At 33.8% G+C, this 17,051-nt stretch carries 17 protein-coding genes and 1 pseudogene; 2 read left to right on the top strand and 16 right to left on the bottom strand.

Annotated features, from left to right (window positions below; all coding sequences use genetic code 11):
- Positions 1 to 145 precede the first annotated feature (145 nt).
- The 7 genes from GQR94_RS08550 to GQR94_RS08580 form a co-directional block, all read right to left on the bottom strand.
- Positions 146 to 454 carry a hypothetical protein gene (locus tag GQR94_RS08550; RefSeq protein WP_158975098.1) on the bottom strand — a complete coding sequence of 103 codons (309 nt, stop codon included), beginning with the start codon at positions 452 to 454 and terminating at the stop codon, positions 146 to 148.
- Positions 429 to 923 carry a hypothetical protein gene (locus GQR94_RS08555; protein ID WP_158975099.1) on the bottom strand — a complete coding sequence of 165 codons (495 nt, stop codon included), beginning with the start codon at positions 921 to 923 and terminating at the stop codon, positions 429 to 431. The genes GQR94_RS08550 and GQR94_RS08555 overlap by 26 nt, the downstream gene beginning before the upstream one ends.
- Positions 924 to 1,305: 382 nt before the next feature.
- Positions 1,306 to 2,001 (bottom strand): ABC transporter ATP-binding protein, encoded by a 696-nt coding sequence (locus tag GQR94_RS08560; RefSeq protein WP_158975100.1) that lies wholly within the window; start codon positions 1,999 to 2,001, stop codon positions 1,306 to 1,308.
- A 25-nt stretch (positions 2,002 to 2,026) separates the two neighbouring features.
- Positions 2,027 to 3,499, bottom strand: coding sequence for a DUF5687 family protein (locus GQR94_RS08565; protein WP_158975101.1), 1,473 nt, complete (start codon positions 3,497 to 3,499; stop codon positions 2,027 to 2,029).
- Positions 3,500 to 3,667: 168 nt separating this feature from the next.
- Entirely contained in the window at positions 3,668 to 4,348 is a 681-nt protein-coding gene (locus tag GQR94_RS08570) for a hypothetical protein (RefSeq protein ID WP_158975102.1), read from the bottom strand.
- On the bottom strand, positions 4,345 to 4,980 hold the full coding sequence (locus GQR94_RS08575; protein ID WP_158975103.1) for a hypothetical protein: 636 nt from the start codon (positions 4,978 to 4,980) through the stop codon (positions 4,345 to 4,347). Before GQR94_RS08575 ends, GQR94_RS08570 begins: the two co-directional genes overlap by 4 nt.
- Before the next feature lie 11 nt (positions 4,981 to 4,991).
- Positions 4,992 to 5,330: a PadR family transcriptional regulator gene (locus GQR94_RS08580; RefSeq protein ID WP_158975104.1), complete on the bottom strand. Its 339-nt coding sequence runs from the start codon at positions 5,328 to 5,330 to the stop codon at positions 4,992 to 4,994.
- Positions 5,331 to 5,460: 130 nt separating this feature from the next.
- Here GQR94_RS08580 and GQR94_RS08585 point away from each other — a divergent pair, with 130 nt between their 5' ends.
- On the top strand, positions 5,461 to 6,510 hold the full coding sequence (locus GQR94_RS08585) for a ferredoxin--NADP reductase (RefSeq protein ID WP_158975105.1): 1,050 nt from the start codon (positions 5,461 to 5,463) through the stop codon (positions 6,508 to 6,510).
- Between the two features lie 62 nt (positions 6,511 to 6,572).
- Here the strand turns inward: GQR94_RS08585 and GQR94_RS08590 are convergent, their stop codons facing one another.
- The 8 genes and pseudogenes from GQR94_RS08590 to GQR94_RS08615 all read right to left on the bottom strand — a co-directional run bounded on the left by GQR94_RS08590 (position 6,573) and on the right by GQR94_RS08615 (position 15,148).
- Positions 6,573 to 7,355, bottom strand: a complete 783-nt coding sequence (locus tag GQR94_RS08590; RefSeq protein WP_158975106.1) for a patatin-like phospholipase family protein — start codon at positions 7,353 to 7,355, stop codon at positions 6,573 to 6,575.
- A 242-nt stretch (positions 7,356 to 7,597) separates the two neighbouring features.
- The gene (locus GQR94_RS22655; protein WP_233268662.1) at positions 7,598 to 7,801 is read right to left on the bottom strand and encodes a hypothetical protein; all 204 of its coding nucleotides are present in this window, start codon (positions 7,799 to 7,801) and stop codon (positions 7,598 to 7,600) included.
- Between the two features lie 12 nt (positions 7,802 to 7,813).
- Positions 7,814 to 8,083, bottom strand: a pseudogene (locus tag GQR94_RS22660) (phosphotransferase); the annotation flags it as partial.
- Complete coding sequence (locus GQR94_RS22665; RefSeq protein WP_233268663.1) at positions 8,062 to 8,583, bottom strand: hypothetical protein; 522 nt, start codon at positions 8,581 to 8,583, stop codon at positions 8,062 to 8,064. The gene GQR94_RS22665 and the pseudogene GQR94_RS22660, both read right to left, overlap by 22 nt.
- Before the next feature lies 1 nt (position 8,584).
- On the bottom strand, positions 8,585 to 9,640 hold the full coding sequence (locus GQR94_RS08600) for a nucleoside hydrolase (RefSeq protein ID WP_158975107.1): 1,056 nt from the start codon (positions 9,638 to 9,640) through the stop codon (positions 8,585 to 8,587).
- Between the two features lie 4 nt (positions 9,641 to 9,644).
- Complete coding sequence (locus tag GQR94_RS08605; protein ID WP_158975108.1) at positions 9,645 to 11,096, bottom strand: SusD/RagB family nutrient-binding outer membrane lipoprotein; 1,452 nt, start codon at positions 11,094 to 11,096, stop codon at positions 9,645 to 9,647.
- A gap of 5 nt (positions 11,097 to 11,101) precedes the next feature.
- Positions 11,102 to 14,320 (bottom strand): SusC/RagA family TonB-linked outer membrane protein, encoded by a 3,219-nt coding sequence (locus tag GQR94_RS08610; RefSeq protein ID WP_158975109.1) that lies wholly within the window; start codon positions 14,318 to 14,320, stop codon positions 11,102 to 11,104.
- A 99-nt stretch (positions 14,321 to 14,419) separates the two neighbouring features.
- Positions 14,420 to 15,148: a DUF2064 domain-containing protein gene (locus GQR94_RS08615; protein WP_233268664.1), complete on the bottom strand. Its 729-nt coding sequence runs from the start codon at positions 15,146 to 15,148 to the stop codon at positions 14,420 to 14,422.
- Positions 15,149 to 15,391: 243 nt separating this feature from the next.
- Here GQR94_RS08615 and GQR94_RS08620 point away from each other — a divergent pair, with 243 nt between their 5' ends.
- On the top strand, positions 15,392 to 16,006 hold the full coding sequence (locus GQR94_RS08620) for a TetR/AcrR family transcriptional regulator (RefSeq protein WP_158975110.1): 615 nt from the start codon (positions 15,392 to 15,394) through the stop codon (positions 16,004 to 16,006).
- Here the strand turns inward: GQR94_RS08620 and GQR94_RS08625 are convergent.
- Positions 16,003 to 17,040, bottom strand: a complete 1,038-nt coding sequence (locus GQR94_RS08625) for a glycosyltransferase family 9 protein (RefSeq protein WP_158975111.1) — start codon at positions 17,038 to 17,040, stop codon at positions 16,003 to 16,005. The genes GQR94_RS08620 and GQR94_RS08625 overlap by 4 nt on opposite strands.
- Between the last annotated feature and the right edge of the window lie 11 nt (positions 17,041 to 17,051).

The raw sequence follows: 17,051 nt of genomic DNA on the forward strand, positions 1-17,051 counted from the left end.
GGTGTAAAATCGACAGATAAAAGAATAGACTATATTCTTTATAAATAGAAAACCAACCAAGTAGTTTTTTTCGATATTTATATGATTTTTCGATGAACGGTCGTCAATATGTTAAAGGAAAGTCGCTAAGTAATCAGTGAAAACTTTAATTTTTAATTATTTTTTGCTTTTGAAGAGAGCGTTTTAGCATTCTAACTTGAGCATAAAGCATATCGTGATTTACCTCAAAATTTTTGTCGTTATTCATTTTAGAAAGAATATAGCTCTTGCAAAAATCTTCTACAGAGGCGGTAGATTTTTTAAATTTCTCTACAGCATCATTTACATCTATAGCAGGGTGTAGGTCTACCGTGGAGAAACTAAGTAGGGTTTGGTTAATCTCACTAGAGATAAACTTCATAAATGCCACGAAGTCAGTACTCAGAGATTTAATTTTTTGTTTGGGTTTTGGCATTCTTGTTGGTTAAGTAAAAATTGAGTATCAATAATACTCCCACCAAAAGTAAGATAAAAATTTTATAATTCCATCCATTAAATACAGTTTTACGTAGATTAAATACCATAAGTAACAATTGATAGCCATTAATTACTGTGGGAAATAAGAAAATAAACCTGTAAGATTTACCTTTAGAAAACTCTAAAACTAGAAACCACGCTATAAAAGAGCTGAGTTGCATACCGACTAAAGCTAAAAAAATACGATATGATGAATAGCCTAGGAACAATCCATTGGAATCAGAAAAAAAATTAACAATTCCTAAGTTTGGTACCCAACTTTTTAGTTCACCAGTATCAGATATTAATAAATCATGTATAAATGGTAGCAATGAGCACAAGATTATGCCCATTGCAAACCAAATATTTGATTTATTTTTAAACGTCGATTTCTTTAACTTCTCCTTTTCCAAGTGATTGTTGTTCATATACATTGTTTTCGCTATTCTCATTAGTATCGTTTGTACATGATGCCAATGATAACGTTACAATGGCTAAAGCTAATAAAAATGTTCTTGAAGTTTTCATAATAAAATAGTTTTTTTGTGAGGGCGCAAACTATGAATTACGCCGAGTTCAAACTATTTTACACTCGTAATGATATTAGGTTTTTTTAACTACAGCCTGTTGATATTTTTATCTGCTTTGTAGTTCATCTCAAAGTTGTTGGTTTTAAATTAATTATAGATTAAATACATAAGCACCTGATTATCTATATCTTAAGATGCTAAAATTTTGTTAACGGCTTTTTTTATCGTTAAAGTGTAGTTCTTAACAATTGTGGTGAAATAAATGCCAACATTTAATCTCTTATCCAGCGAAAAACAGCTCTAATTCCTTCAGAGTCGCTTCAGATGTTTCAATATCTTTAACCAATTCCCCTTTATTTAATACTACAATACGTTCGCAAACTTCAGTGACATGAATTAGGTCGTGACTAGAAACTAAAACCGTTACATTATTGTTTGCGGCCAAATCTTTTATAATACCTTTTAAACGTATCTGTGTGGTTGGATCTAGGTTCGCAAATGGTTCATCTAATATTACTACTTCAGGATTTCCTATGAAAGAAGCTACAATTCCTGCTTTTTTCTGATTTCCTTTAGATAGATCACGTAAATATTTAGTTTGCCCTAGAATTTCCCCATGAAAAAAGTCTTGAAAATTAGAAAGTAGTGCATTGACATCTGCTTTGTTCTGGCCTCTTAGTTCCCCAATAAAGTAGAAATATTCTTCTGCAGTCAAATAGCCAATAAGAAAGGTTTCATCAATAAAAGCGGTGGTAAAAGGTTTCCAATCTTCGCTTATATTTACCTGAACGCCATTGTTATTAATATGACCCGTAGTAGGCTGAATTAAATCTAAGAACAAACTGAATAAGGTTGTTTTACCAGCACCGTTATTACCTACCAATCCAAAACTTTGGCCTTTAGGGATTTCTAATGAGGATATATTTAAAACGGTATTTTTACCGTATGTTTTTGTTAAGTTTTGTACTGTTATCATGCGGTTGTAGTATTTATTATTCAAGTTAGCTGACTTGTTTATAGGCTAACAGTGTTTTGTATTTTTCTTTTTTGTAGACTTTTTCTATTTTTTTAAAGACAAACCCTTTAAAAGCAAATCCTAATACACCGGCCATAGCTACAAAAATATATCCGGCATTAGGGCTAATCAAGTAATGGCCTAATCCGTAGATGATTAAAGGCAGTAAAAGCTTAGGCATTGTGAGCATTACTGTTTTTAAATTAAAAGATTGCTTGTCTCCAAAAGCTTTTTTTGCAGAGGTTAAATCTATTGGAGTCCTTGTATACGCCCCAGCCAATAAAACCACATAAGAGTTCACACCAATATTATAAACGGCACCCACAAGAACTGCCAAGTAAGCATCTAAACCAAAGTACAAATAGAATGATGCAACGATGGTGCTAATAATGGTAGCTATGACCATCAAATACCATTTAGAATTTAAGTACTCTTTGTATTTAATGTTTTGTGACATCATTAGAGGATAATAAGAACTATCCCAGCTAGGTACAAACTGTCCGAAACTAAATAAGAATCCGCCTGAAATGAAAATTCCTGCAAATATGCGCCAGATTGGACCATCATACGCTTCTATAGTTCCTGTGAAAAATAGGAATCCGTAGAATATGAAAAAGAAACTCGTAATCACCGCCATTTTAGAGCGTTTATTTCTTTTTATTAGTTTGATGTCGTTCTTTAAGAAGGTGCCTAAATTCCCAAATCTATTCAACCAACTTAAATCCTCTGTTTTAGCTATGGTTTGCTTGGTCTGCAATCCTGCATCTAAGTACAAATTCTTTTTAAAATAGTTGAAGGCGGCATAGTATAAGCCAAAGGTTAGCAACCAAAGAATAATAGAAATCCATGGTAGGGTGTAGAGCGCATTGAAAAATGGTGCGGTATACGTCGTTATATCAAACCATTGTAAATATTGAAACAATCCTAAGAGTGCGATTAACCCCACTAATGGATAAAAAATACTGTCTTTGTTGTTCACTAGAACATTTATAAAATTGTTGCAATAGATTATAGCTATTAGGGCTAGATGCCAACCGACAACTCCAATAGGAGAATATCCTTTAGTTAGTAATACAATAGAGAGAGGGATAAAAAAGAAGGCATGAGACCAATTAAAATAGGACACAATTGTTTTTGCAAGCGAAAAATTAACCACTTGGCTTTTCTTAATCGGTAGGTAGAGTAGTGGTTTTATATTCGTTACAGGCATTTTTTGGAGCATATACCGAAAAACAAGATCTACAATTAGGTAGTAAATTATGAATTTGTTGATGACATCAAAAGGATCACCAATATTCATGTCTTCAATAACAAAGTAGGCACCAACACCCATTCCAATAAAGATGGCAGTCATATAAACAGCGGCAAAACCCATTAGAATTTTAATGGCAATACTACTTTTTAAGGAAGCTGCTCTAAAGAATGATTTCCATTGTAGGGTTATAAAATGTTTGAACATGATGGTGTATTTATGTTATGTAAGTACTATAATACCTTTAATTGTTACAAGGTTATCATCATTTTATATTCAGGATAAGTTTTTTCTAGGAGATTTTTCTCGTTCTAGTGGAATCACAAACACCATCTTATGCTTAAGTTTAATTTCTATTCATTATGGTTTTTTACGCTAAGCTAGTTTCATTTTTTTCGTCTTCATGTGATTTTTATATAAATCATATATTAGAACGGCAGATGATATTGAGAAGAGATGAAAAAATAACATAAAATTGATTGACGATTGATTCATGTCTATTTTACATATTTCGACAAATAAAGGGTTCATCAGGAAATTCAGGAAATAAATAAAGATAATTGGTAGACCTTGTCTATTAAATAAAAAACTATAGGATGTTTTATAGTGGCTTTTTCTAATAGTTCTATATAAAATGATGGATACACATCCGATGCATAAATAAATAACACCTATTGTTATATTTACTACCAGAGAATATTTAGATAGGTCTAAGAAATTATTTAACAGATAGATAATTAAAAAGGCTGGTATTGTATATGTTAATGCTTTAAGATAATTTTTTTTAATAGTTCTTACACATTTTTTCATCATGATTTTTGGGCCAATCCATGCAATCCCTAGCCACCAACTTGAGTAATTGGCTAATTCTATATCCCATATAAGTATTTCCTTAGTAAAAGCTTCTTCAAAAGAGCGATTTTCAGAGTTCATTTTGGTTTCTATACCATTCGCTATATGGTCTAAAACTTCATTTCTTAAATCAATTTGAGTCAGGTCTTTTTGATTCAAGTACGTCTCTATGTTTAAGAGTTGGTCTTTTGTTAGTTTATTCATACGATACTATTTTTATATAGACTAGTGTATTTTCTGTTATACTTATTTATGAGTATTATAAATAAGTAGACTAGAGTGCAATCAAATGAGAACAATAGAATATTTAAATTACTATTCGTTTCAAATTCCGTTAAAGAGTAGAGTAAAAATTGATGCATCTGTATAAATAAGTTTAATATAATACTCAATCTTTCTATACCTGAATAGCGTTCTTTTCTGCCTAAATAAAAGCGAATACCGAAATAGTAGATTGCGAGGCCAATTAAAATAATTGCAGGTCCAAATTTTAAAAAATAATTTAGGTTGTAATTAATTGCTACTATTTTTAAAAAACTAAACATGGCAATAAATATGAGTGCATACGCGGGTTTTTGGTAAAAGAATATGATTTCTTTTAGGATTCTTTTATCTGTGATTTTTACAAATTTTCTATTTTCTTTTAAATACACCTTTTTATTGATTACCATGTAATTTTTAAAAGCATTATAAAAATCAAGGTTTTCAGCTTCTATTTTAGCCTCTACTTCCGATGCAACATGGTCTACCATTTCCATACGAACATCAATAAATTCTATTTCTGAATTTTTAAGATACGTGTCTACAAAATGTATTTGTTCCCGATTTAATTTCATCACAAAACAATTTAATTAATACTCCAATCAGGATTGACTAAATTTTGCATGCTGCGGATAAATTCTTCTAGCTCCGCAAGTCGGTTAACAGTTTCTTTTTCTCCTTGCTCTGTAAGCTTATAATACTTACGAAGTCGGTTATCTACTTTGGCAACTTCTACATCTAGCAAACCTTCAGCTTCTAATTTATGCAATGCCGGATAGAGTGCTCCTTCTGTAATGTTTAGCTCCCCTTTGGTAAGAGCTTTTACTTTCTGCGTTATTTCATAGCCATACATCTTACCTTGCTCATCTAAAAGTTTTAAGATGATGGTATTTAAACTCCCTTTGTATAATTTTGAATTACCCATTTTATAAAGCTTTCTTTAATTTCAAATATACATAATTTTCTTATGTATAAGATTCTTATGTATGTTATTTTACGCTTTTTCAGTTTTATATGGTTTCGCCTTTGCTTAATTTTACAGAAAATAAATATCCATGAGCGATTTTCATTCTTTAAAAGTTTCTAATATACAGCCCTTAACTGCGAGTTCTGTAGCCATTACTTTTGCTATTCCAGATGATTTAAAAGATACTTTTACTTTTAGTGCGGGTCAATACATTACTATTAGTAAAGAAATAAACGGTGTTGAAGTTAGAAGAGCTTATTCTATATCTTCTGTACCGGCATCAGGAAAAATAACTGTAGGTGTTAAAAAAATTACAGATGGTACCTTTTCGGTCTATGCTAATGATAAAATAAAAGTAGGTGATGTTTTGGAGGTAATGCCACCAGACGGTCGTTTTGTGTTTCAGCCAAGTAATGCTGCAAAGCATGTTGCAGCATTTGTTGCGGGAAGCGGAATTACACCAATTATGAGTATTGCAGAAACGGTATTAAAGAGCCATCTCAATAGTACCTTTGTTTTGGTATATGGAAACCAGAATGCAGACGAGGTTATGTTTTCTAAAGAAATAGAAGCATTGCAAAAACAGTATGCAAATCGTTTTTTCGTACAACATGTGTTTAGCAGAATAAACCAAGAGGGAGCTCTTTTTGGAAGAATTGAAGGTTCTACAGTAAATTATATCGTTAAAAATAAATTTAAGGACACTGCATTTGATGCTTTTTACCTTTGTGGACCAGAAGAAATGATCGATTTGGTTTCAAAAACATTACAAGCCGCAAATATTGCAAAAGATAAAATTCATTTTGAACTTTTTACGTCATCAGAAACCGTAGATACTATGGCTGAAAATTTAGACGGTGCTACTCAAGTAGAGGTGGTTGTAGATGATGAAACATTTACATTTTCAATGGATAAAAAAATGTTGGTGCTAGATGCTGTTTTAAAAGAAAACATAGATGCTCCTTATTCGTGTCAAGGCGGAGTTTGTAGTAGTTGTATTGCTAGAGTAACAGAAGGAAAGGCTGAAATGGTAAAGAATCAAATATTAACCGATGGAGAAATTGCAGAAGGTTTAATTCTTACCTGCCAAGCGCATCCGTTAACAGCAACATTGAAAGTAGATTTTGATGATGTATAGTTTTTGAGTTATAAAATTCTAATGAACAGGAATAGGAATGCTTGCATTTTATTCCTGTTTTTTTATGCTTTTGATAAGCCCTCAAATTGCCTACAAGCATGATCGTAACCTATAATATATGCCTTCTCTATGGCTTTGCGATCTAACATGCCAATATGTTCTAATTCTGATGATTCAAACAACAAATTACAGGATGCTAACTTTGCTTTTGAAGCGGCATAAATCATTAAACCCGTAACTCTACCTGTTAATTGATAGGAGTTTTTTAGATCTTTTTTTTCTAGCTTACTTACAATAGAAACATTACTCCCAATGATATAATCACATTTGTCATATAGCGGTTCTGCGGGAAAGTTATTCATGATTCCGCCATCAGCATATAATTGTCCATTTACTTCAATAGGACTAAATACTGGTGGTAATGCTGCGGATGCCAATAAAGGTCTAATTAACTGCCCTGTAGAGAAAAATTCTGCATTTCCATCTTGAATATTTGTCGCTACGATGTGCAATTCTTTCTCTAAAGACTCAAAAGTGTCTTCTGGGAAATAGGCTTTAAAAAAACGAATGTACTTATCTGTATCCATAAACCCTGCTTTTGCAATGGTTAAGAACTGATAATTAAATAAAGGAGTTGTTTTAAAAAAACTCAACATGTCATCGATAGAATTTCCATTGGCATATAATGCACCTACTAGTGCACCTACGCTACTTCCCGTAACAGATTTTGCTTCAATATCAAATTCTTTCATGGCTTTAATAAGCCCAATATGTGCCATGCCTCTAACACCTCCACCTGATAATACAAGTCCGATTGATTTATTATTCGACAATTCTTTGGTCATAAATAGCTATAATTTGAAAGCACTCCGTTCAAATTTACTATAAAATAGCCGTTAAAAGCTTAATTTTTTAGACCGTTTGGTTTGTAAAAAGTATAGTATTCCATTTATCTCAAACAAATAGGTGGTTCATCGATGAAATGCATGTACTCGGAGGAGTATATGTGTAGATGAGGATTTCAATAGAGCACCAAAACCAACTGGTCAGTCGGTTTTGGTATTCTATTACGAGTATGTTTATTTGACTAGTTTGAGAGCATTTTTTGGGCTTCCTTTAATAATGTAACCCTCTTTTCTAGGGGTATTTGCAAAGGTAATTGTGCTAGGCCAATGATTCTTCTTATGATCTCTACCGCTACAAATTTCTCACATAACTCATCATTTAAAGTGCAAGAATTTTTATAATGTCTTAAGGCTTTTTTAATTAACTCTTCTGGTTGATCTGCCATTTTTAAATGCGCAATGGTAACGCCAATTTCAAATTCAGGTATTCCAAAAAAGCAAAACTCAGGATCTATTATGCGTACTCCAGAGGCTCTTTTTAGCCAACTGCCAGGAAAGTAATCTCCATGTAATAATACATTGCCATCTGTTAAATAAAGTTTACCTAACGCTAAGACTTCTTTTTTTAATTTTTCATCTTGTTTTAAAAGATCTGCCTCTTGCTGTAGGCCAGGTACAATATCATCTAAATTAATTCCGTTTTCCTCTAAGTACGGATATTTAAAAATATGCTCATGGTTAACTCCCGCATTTTTTTATTTGCAATTCTCTGCGATGTCGTTTCTGAATTAATAGACGTATGTAGTTTTGCGATAAAATAGATAACCGTAAGTAAGTCTGCTTCAGAAATAACATTTCCTTCTTCATAAAGGTAGGAGTAGTCTAAACCTTTTCCTAAATCATCCATTAGCATAATGCTATTTTCTTGATCTAAGCCGATGAGGTTAGGCATCATTAATTTAAGTTGAGGTACGGTTCCTGCTAAGTTGTAAAACTCTGCTTCAAGTAATACTCGTTCTGAAGGTGCTGCTACTTGCGGGTACTTTTCTACATATTCCCGACTTTGTTTTATGATAAATGATCTTCTATTCGTGGTAATCCGCAGTGTAAAATTCATATTGCCATCTCCTGGCTTTTCGGCCGAAAGAATAGTTTCATCGTCATAAAGCCATTCTTTTGATTGAAGGTATGAACTTAGTTCTGCTATGGTCTTATTAAGTTTAATCACGTTACTTATTTTTATAACTAGCTATTAATTTTTGGTGGTAATCTGGAACCACATCAAAGCAATATTTTACTGGGGTTCCTTTGGTATCATCACAAAGAAGGTATTGTTTGAATATTTGCTTATCATTGTCTTTTAAGGTGTCATCAAGATGCAGTTCTAAACGTGCTAATAAAGGTTCAGAAACAATATCTTCTGGTGCAATAATATAATGACTTGCCAAAGCGTCAAATGGATTAAATCCTGTTGCGCCTTGTGTTTTCCATTGCTCTAACCAAGGTTGCGATGCTGTTGCTAGCCAGTTCATTGGAGTGTTAAAGGTTTTGAGCGTATCTAAATCTTGTTGCCCAATCCAAACTTTACTAGAAATCTCAAACGGACATAATACTACAGGAACTTCATGATCTAAAAGAATTTGAAATGCAGCATTGTCTAGATCAAAATTTAAATCTTTTGCCTTAACGCCCTTTGTTCCAATATTAAAGATATCATTTGGGGTTCTGCGACCCGCAACTAAAACTACTTCTATAATTTGCGATTTCAGTTCTGGATATTTCAACATTAAGAGACCAATATTTGTAGCAGGGCCTATGGCTAAAATGGTCATAGGTTCTTTTTTAAGAGCGCTTGCCAAAGCTTCTACAGCATCATTTGTTTTCACACTGTTGAGGTTAATGGGTTCTCCAGAACCTTTAAAAACAGAAATTTTCTGTTCCATAAACTCTTGGTTTATATAATTGCCTATGCTAAACGCATTATCAACACTGTTATTTCCAAAAACAGTACTCATGCCTTTTATCTCTACATGTTCGGCATATAATAGTTGTAATACAGCATAGCCATCATCAACATCAGAATAGCCTGGTCTATTAATGTTTTTCTTGCCAACTGCTAGATCAGCATCAATCCACACCATTTTTTTACCTTCAATTTTTTCTTCAATTATGGTAGCCGTTTGTGTTATTTTAGTTTGAATAACATCTTTCTTTTTTTCTGAATTACAAGCGCTAAACATTGTAATTACTAATAAAATACCGATTAGGTTAATTTTTTGTCTCATAAATTTATTCTTTTTCCCACCATCCTTTACTATTAATAGTATCTCCGCCAATTCTTTCAGATGCTTCTTGATAATTTGCATTGTTTGAAGCTTGTTCTGATTCTGGATATAAATACCGAACGGGATATTTTCCTTCGTTAAAATTATCAGGTCCTGCTTTTAAATTAGGAATACCCGTTCTGCGTACATTGAACCAAGCTTCGTGCCCTACCGAAATTAAACTTAACCACTTCTGAGCTAGTATCTTAGTAAGATCAGTGTCACTTCCGTCTAAAGCTATTTCAGACCTTGTCATATAATCTGCTGGTAAAACGGTATTGTAATAATCAAAGCTTGCTGCAATTGCATTTTCGTAATAGGTATTTGCATCTCCAGAGATAAAACCTTTAGCAACAGCTTCTGCCAAGGCAAATTGTGTTTCTGAATATTGCATGTATTGTGCATCTACACCATCTGGCTCATCGCGGAAAATACTTCCGAATAAGGAAATATTATTTAAATCTACACCACTACTTGCAATCGTATTTGTAGACTGCCCATTTACTAAACCATTGTATTCTGGGGTGGTATTGTTGCTAGTAGCAGGAGAAGCGCTGTAAAGCACCATCATACGCGGATCATTCCATGATTTTAAGATAGAATCTGCAGTAGCGGTCATGCGGTGTTCATTATACGTACCCGAAGAGGCGTTGAATAAAGGAAATTGGTTTGGCGCAGAACTCAAATAAGGTACCACGGCATTATCGGCATTTGACTGCATTAGGTTCCCAGAATCGGCTAAGGTCTGTAAGGCACTAAAATCTATACTCCTTTTGCTAATGCGCATTAGGTAGCGCACTTGTAAAGAGTTCGCAAATTTTATCCATTTAGTTAAATCGCCATTAAACAACACATCTCCTTCAATAGTAGCGTTGCTATTTTCTAAGGTAGCAACCGATTTTTGCAATACTGCAATAATCCCAATTTGTGGGTCTGTATAAATACTTTCTTGTGTATCGTATTTTGGTAAAAATGCACCATCTAAAGCACCTAAAGCCTCTGTATAGGGCACATCATTCCATAAATCTGTGAGTTGAGAGAATAAATAGCTTTTCATAATATCACCCACAGCGTTGTAGGCTTCATTAGAAGCTGTAGATGCTTTTATAGATTGAATGTCAGAAAGTAATCCGAAAATTGAATTCCAATACTCGCTATTAGAGCCCATTTCATAACGATCAATACGTTCAAATTCTATACTTGCCGAGAATTGAGCTAAATAATTAGACTGTCTAAACCCTTGTTCATAGGCATTTAAATCTGATGAAACAGATAGTACATTCGTCAATAAAAATTGCGGACTTACCGTTTCTGGATTATTATTGTTTTCGTTTATTTCATTAAAATCATCCGTACACGCCGTAAAAACGGTACTAGAAACCAGTAGTGCTAAAAGTAGCTTTATATAATTTTTCATTTTTCTTAAAATTCAGTTTTTAGACTAATACCAAAGCTTCTCGTAGACGGATATGAAAAATCTTCTACCCCGTAGGTAATACTTTGTTCTTGTAAGGCATTTAATTCTGGATCAAAATGAGGATTTTCAGTAAACAATAATAAATTACTCCCTACTAATCCTAGTTTTATTTTATTAAAACCAATAGCGCTAACCAATTGATCAGGGAAATTGTAGTAGATGCTTACCTGTCTTAATTTTACATAAGAAGCATCATACAAAGCACTGGCTTCATTACCACGATCAAAGAAAGTGTTGTTGTAATCTTGAGCAGAAACTACCGTAGTATTCGCTACATATTGTGGCGTATCTGCAGTACCTACGTTAACCACACCAGCACCAACAATACCGGTTTCTCTACCTTCAAGTGTTTCTTTTAAAACACCGGAAGTACTACCCAATGCTTTTGTTCTAGAAACAATAGTCCCGCCTTGTCTCCAATCAAATAAGAATGTGAAATCTAAATTTTTAAAAGAGAATTTATTGTTAAACCCAATTTGAAAATCGGCATTATAATTTCCTAATAAGCGTAGGTTAGGATCCTGAATAGGGAATCCGTTTGAATCGTGAACCACTTGGCCATCAACCTCAACAAAACCTGTTCCATACATATCACCAACACGACCATTTTCGCGAGCAATATAGAATACTGTATTAGAACCACCACCCCCAGAGAAGATGTTTGCTGTTCCGGTAACAAATTGGTCTACGCCTTCAGGAAGTTCTGTGACAATACTTTTAGAGGTAGAAAAATTGGCAGAACTTTGCCATTGGAAATCGGCATTCTTTATAATAGTTCCGCTTACCAATGCCTCAAAACCTCTAGTACGTACTTTACCACCATTTACATTAAAATTTCCAAACCCACTGGCTTGTGATATGGGTCTAGATATAATTTGGTCTACACTGGTATTCTGGTATCCCGCAAGATCTATTTGTAGGCGTCCATTTAAAAACCAAGCCTCTAAACCGGTTTCAAAAGCATTTAATCGCTCTGGTTTTAGGTTGGCATTTTTTAGAACATTTTCATTGGTTACCCTAAAATCTGCACCATAATTTTGATTCAATAGAAAGTTCTGATTGTTTTGATAGGGGTCTGTATCATTACCAACACTAGCAGCACTAAACCTTAAGTTTAAGAAAGTGATTGCTTCTGGCATGGTAAACATATTACTTACCACGTAACTGAACCCGGCAGAGTAATAACCAAAAGAGTTGCTATTTTCGGGCAGTGTACTACTCCAATCATTACGGTAGGTAAAATCAAAATACAGGGAGTTTTTATAGGATAGGTTTCCTGTTCCATAGATACTATTTATCCTTTTCGTAAATAAATTGCTCTCTGCAACTAAGGCAGATTTAGAATTTGCTAAGGTGTAGATATCAGGTATGGCTAATTGTGAGGCTTCGGTAAAACTGTATTTAATGTCCTGATCAAAACGGTTGGCACCAGCCGCAACAGTATACTTCCATTCATCATTGATAATATCCTTATAAGATAGTAAGATATCGGTATTCAATTCTCTAAAATAGACATTGTCTTCTCTAAACGAACCGTCAGGATTTGCATTGGTACTTACTGCACGTCTAAATTCTCTTTTATCATTATAGGTGTCGATACCTGCACGTACCGTCACATCAAGCTTATTCGTTATGTTATAAATTGCAGATGCGTTTCCTAAAAACCGGTTTTTATTAAAGCTATTGGTATTTTCAAAAACGGTTAAATACGGATTAGTCAACCAATTGTAATTAATATCAAAATGCTGAACATTGGTTTGGCCTGCTTGCCAATAGTCTTTTAATGACGCTACGTTTGCTTGCCTACCTGTCCAATTAAAACCATAAAGCGGATTTTCATATCCATAGCCTAAATTAGGACGATTGCCACTTCTAGTATTTATATAGTTTACAAATGCGTTAACATTAAGTTTATCACTTAAAATTTGATTTACACTGAGTGAAATACCATCTCTATCTAAATCCGTGTTAGGAATAATGCCTTCATTTCTAAGAGTACTGTAAGATAAACGGCTGCTCCCATTTTCTCCTGAAGAATTTACGGCGATGTTATTTTGTTTGGTTACTCCGGTTTCAAAAAAGTTACGCACGTTATCAGGATTAGATACCCAAGGTGTTGCGGTTATAGGTGTATAGGAGCCATCTGCAAAAGTTCTTGCGAGTACATCACCAGCACGCACGGGATTGCCGTTAATATCTGAGGATGGACTATCAAATTGATTGATTAAAAGCCCTTCGTTTAATTTTGGACCATAACTACTTAAGCCACCATCATTAACCCCAGCTCCAGCGCCATTCTGAAAAGAATATGCGCCATTAGAACCACCACCATATACATTTTGATAGTCAGGTAAGGTTAATAGTGTTTCAACCGTTAAAGAACTACTCGTTGTAACACCAAAGCCTTTTTTATTTTTTCCTCTTTTCGTGGTGATAACGACTACTCCGTTTGCTGCTCTTGCACCATATAATGCTGCAGAACCAGCACCTTTTAATATAGAGATAGAGGCGATATCATCAGGACTAATTTCAGATCCTCCATTACCAAAATCTACTTCCTGTAATGCTCCATTATTTACAAGGTTACTCGTAATTTGTTCATTACTGATAGGAACACCATCTACTACAAATAAGGGTTGGTTGCTACCACTTAAAGAGTTTTCTCCACGAATTACAATTCTTGAAGAAGAACCTACGCCCGATGAGCCATTGGTTATTTGTACCCCAGCAACTTGACCCGCAAGACTGTTTACTACGTTGGTTAAAGTAACATCTGTTAATTTTTCTGGAGCAACAGTTGTTACCGCCGACACTAAAGACTGCTTTTCTCTTTCTATACCTAAAGCAGTTACCACAATTTCATTTAATTGTTCAGTATCCGTTTCTAATATTATTTTCTGAGGAAAATTACCAGCGGTAATTGTAATTTTCTGACTCTTATAACCAATGGACGTAATGTTGATTACGAAATTAGCCGTTTCTGTTTTTAAGCTGAAACTACCGTCATCATCACTCGTGGTATAATTATTTGTTGTTGCCTGATTGATTGTTACAAAAGGTATTGGTAGATTATCAGTATCTACCACAATTGCCTTGTACGTATTTGTCTGTGCAAGTACGGTTAGTGCAAATAACTGGAATACAGCTATTAGTGCTATTTTCATAATAGTATTTTATAGTTTGGAAGAAATAGTTACATAAAGTAAACTGTCTAGTGTTTTACTAGATTAATTTTCTTAATGCTGATTTTAAATATTGGAAAACTATAAGGTAGGGGGGCCTCTTAAAAGAGAATTATGAAGTAGTATGTTTGATGTAAAATCTACTGTATTATTTTCATATTCCGTTTTAACTGAAGTTAAGTGAAATAAGATGTATAAAGCAATGGTTAATTTTGAATTGGTGTAAGCGAATTCTAAGGCATTTTTTTTAGAATCAATATCTTCCAGAGTTTCTAATACCGAGAATGAAAGTTCTTTTTGAATCGCAAAATCTTCTATTTCATTAGAAAGCTTACTAGTTAACCAAGAGAAATTGCTAAATGCCTTTTTATCAAAAGCTTTTTTAGTATACCCCAAAAGATATACGCCACCATCTTTTGAAGGACCAAATACTAGTTGCTGATGCGAAAGTGATTTAATCGCATTTGTAATATGATTGGAGGTAAGATTAGGAGTGTCGTTACCAATAGAGATAACATTTTCGTACCCTTGATCAAATAAAGACTGATACGCGTTGGAGTACCGTTCATGAAAGGTATTCCCTTTCTGCTGTGTTTCATCAATCCAAACAACATCAACACCACTATTTTTGGCGACTTTAAGAGTTTTCTTATTTAATAGTCTAAAAAATTCTTTGGAAACATTCTTTTTGTTGACCCCAAATAACGGTTTCCTCTCTGCTTCAATTGTAGCAGAAAGAGAAAAAACAAATAATACTGTTTTGTTGATATTTGGTGTCATTGTTCCGTTTGGTCGGTAAAAAATAGCCAACCTTAATTTTTTTGTAAATATTTTTGAAGTAAAAGTAGCTAACTTTTAAAACTATCTGTCGATGTAACTACGATAAAACCGACTAATGGGTTTGGTAATTATACTAAAATAGCCATTTATCTATAATTTTTGGTAGTATAACGTAATATTTACTCCATCTGCCTTCCTTTATTGAGATTATTGAGAGTACTTGATATCTTTGTAACAGACCCTACAGTCTGTTTACCCCAAAACCCAAATCGTATGGAAAAGAGTTTAAAACGCATGGCTACCGTGCATAAAATGCAAGTTACAGGGCTTGAGTTGTTCTATAAAAAAGGATATTACAATACAAGTGTAGATGAAATTTTAAAAGAACTTAGTCTTTCTAAAGGAGCATTCTACTATCACTTTAAGTCAAAAGAAGATTATTTTATTAGTATTCTACAACAATTGGTGGTGCGTAAAGTATACAGTATGCTCATTGAACCTATTGAAGGGCATAATAACCCTTTAGAATTAATTTCTTCTTGTTTGGATGAATCCTTACAAACTGCCGAACATAATGAGAACGACTATGGTTTTGTATTGAGTAATTTCATCACAGAATTTAACGGTAAGAATCCAGAAATTATGAAGTATTTAAATGATACTTTAAAAATTTGGGAAGTCAACTTAGTCTCTGCATTACAACGCGGAAAATTTAATGGGTATGTAGATCGTCATATTGACTGTGAGGGAGCCGCAAGTTATATTATATCTTCTTATATAGGAATTAGAACTATAATGGTAGAAGGGAGCCCTACTGCTTTAAGATACCGCTATATGCAACAAATGCGATTTTTCCTTAGAGCTATGGCGAACAAGCAAGCGGCTTAGTGTAAGATTTCTTCAATCTTTTTCAGTACCATTTCTGGTGTGATGCTCTCCATGACTTTACCATAACCAATAGGTACTTTATTGCCATAAATAGAAGTTGGTATTAAAGGATACTTGGCTATGTCTGAAAGTAAAGCATTTTTTTCTTTCTGTCTAAAAGGGTAGAATCCAGCATAAGGATGGGTTACGCCCCAAAGGGTTAATGTAGGCGTGCCAAACATTGCAGCTAGGTGAGCATTACCACTGTCCATAGCTACCATGATATCTAGCTGAGAAATTACAGCAAGTTCTTCTTCTAGCGCTATTTGGCCAGCCATGTTTATGGTATTGCTATAATTGTTTTCCCATTTAGAGAGTTCTTCTTTCTCTTTAGCACCTCCGCCAAAAAGAATAATTTTATACCTATTGGTATTATTTAATTCCGACACTATTTTTTCCATAGAAGCAAGCGGATACATTTTTCCGGGAAAAGCAGCGAAAGGTGCTATGCCAATCCAAGTCTTAGTTCCTTTACCTACAAGGTTTTGTGTGTTTTCATTGATGGATTCCTTTTTCAGAAGTTTCGATTCTTCTAAATTTAAGGGAAAACCTAATTTCTCAAACACATCTGCATACCGTTGATGGCTTGTTTTGAGTGCTATGAACTTTTTATTTTTTTTTGCTACTAAGGCTTTTTTTTCAGCTCTTCCTTTATCAATTTGAATAAAAGGGATTTTACTGGTTTTAAAGTATTGTCTAACAATATTAGTTCTTAGTACATTATGCAGATCTGCAATAGCATCTACCTTTAAGGCTTTTAATTCTTTTTGTAGACGGTACAAGCCAATCATACCTTTATGTCTTCCTTTTAAATCGGCTTCAATAATTGAAACGTTTTGTAATTGAGAAAACATCGGCTTAAAAAATGCCCTTGTTAGTAGGCTGATTTTAACATCCGGGTATTGCTCTTGAAAGGCTAGTAAAACAGGTACAGTCATCGCAACATCACCCATAGCAGATAATCGTATGACCAAAATATGTTTGGTAGGTGTCATAAGGGAAGCAG

This window comes from Cellulophaga sp. L1A9 (assembly GCF_009797025.1).
Lineage (GTDB): Bacteria > Bacteroidota > Bacteroidia > Flavobacteriales > Flavobacteriaceae > Cellulophaga.

Coding starts and splice junctions, on each gene's coding strand:
- GQR94_RS08550 (WP_158975098.1), bottom strand. CDS start 454: ATGCCAAAACCCAAACAAAAAATTAAATCTCTGAGTACTGACTTCGTG.
- GQR94_RS08555 (WP_158975099.1), bottom strand. CDS start 923: ATGAACAACAATCACTTGGAAAAGGAGAAGTTAAAGAAATCGACGTTT.
- GQR94_RS08560 (WP_158975100.1), bottom strand. CDS start 2,001: ATGATAACAGTACAAAACTTAACAAAAACATACGGTAAAAATACCGTT.
- GQR94_RS08565 (WP_158975101.1), bottom strand. CDS start 3,499: ATGTTCAAACATTTTATAACCCTACAATGGAAATCATTCTTTAGAGCA.
- GQR94_RS08570 (WP_158975102.1), bottom strand. CDS start 4,348: ATGAATAAACTAACAAAAGACCAACTCTTAAACATAGAGACGTACTTG.
- GQR94_RS08575 (WP_158975103.1), bottom strand. CDS start 4,980: ATGAAATTAAATCGGGAACAAATACATTTTGTAGACACGTATCTTAAA.
- GQR94_RS08580 (WP_158975104.1), bottom strand. CDS start 5,330: ATGGGTAATTCAAAATTATACAAAGGGAGTTTAAATACCATCATCTTA.
- GQR94_RS08585 (WP_158975105.1), top strand. CDS start 5,461: ATGAGCGATTTTCATTCTTTAAAAGTTTCTAATATACAGCCCTTAACT.
- GQR94_RS08590 (WP_158975106.1), bottom strand. CDS start 7,355: ATGACCAAAGAATTGTCGAATAATAAATCAATCGGACTTGTATTATCA.
- GQR94_RS22655 (WP_233268662.1), bottom strand. CDS start 7,801: ATGGCAGATCAACCAGAAGAGTTAATTAAAAAAGCCTTAAGACATTAT.
- GQR94_RS08600 (WP_158975107.1), bottom strand. CDS start 9,640: ATGAGACAAAAAATTAACCTAATCGGTATTTTATTAGTAATTACAATG.
- GQR94_RS08605 (WP_158975108.1), bottom strand. CDS start 11,096: ATGAAAAATTATATAAAGCTACTTTTAGCACTACTGGTTTCTAGTACC.
- GQR94_RS08610 (WP_158975109.1), bottom strand. CDS start 14,320: ATGAAAATAGCACTAATAGCTGTATTCCAGTTATTTGCACTAACCGTA.
- GQR94_RS08620 (WP_158975110.1), top strand. CDS start 15,392: ATGGAAAAGAGTTTAAAACGCATGGCTACCGTGCATAAAATGCAAGTT.
- GQR94_RS08625 (WP_158975111.1), bottom strand. CDS start 17,040: ATGACACCTACCAAACATATTTTGGTCATACGATTATCTGCTATGGGT.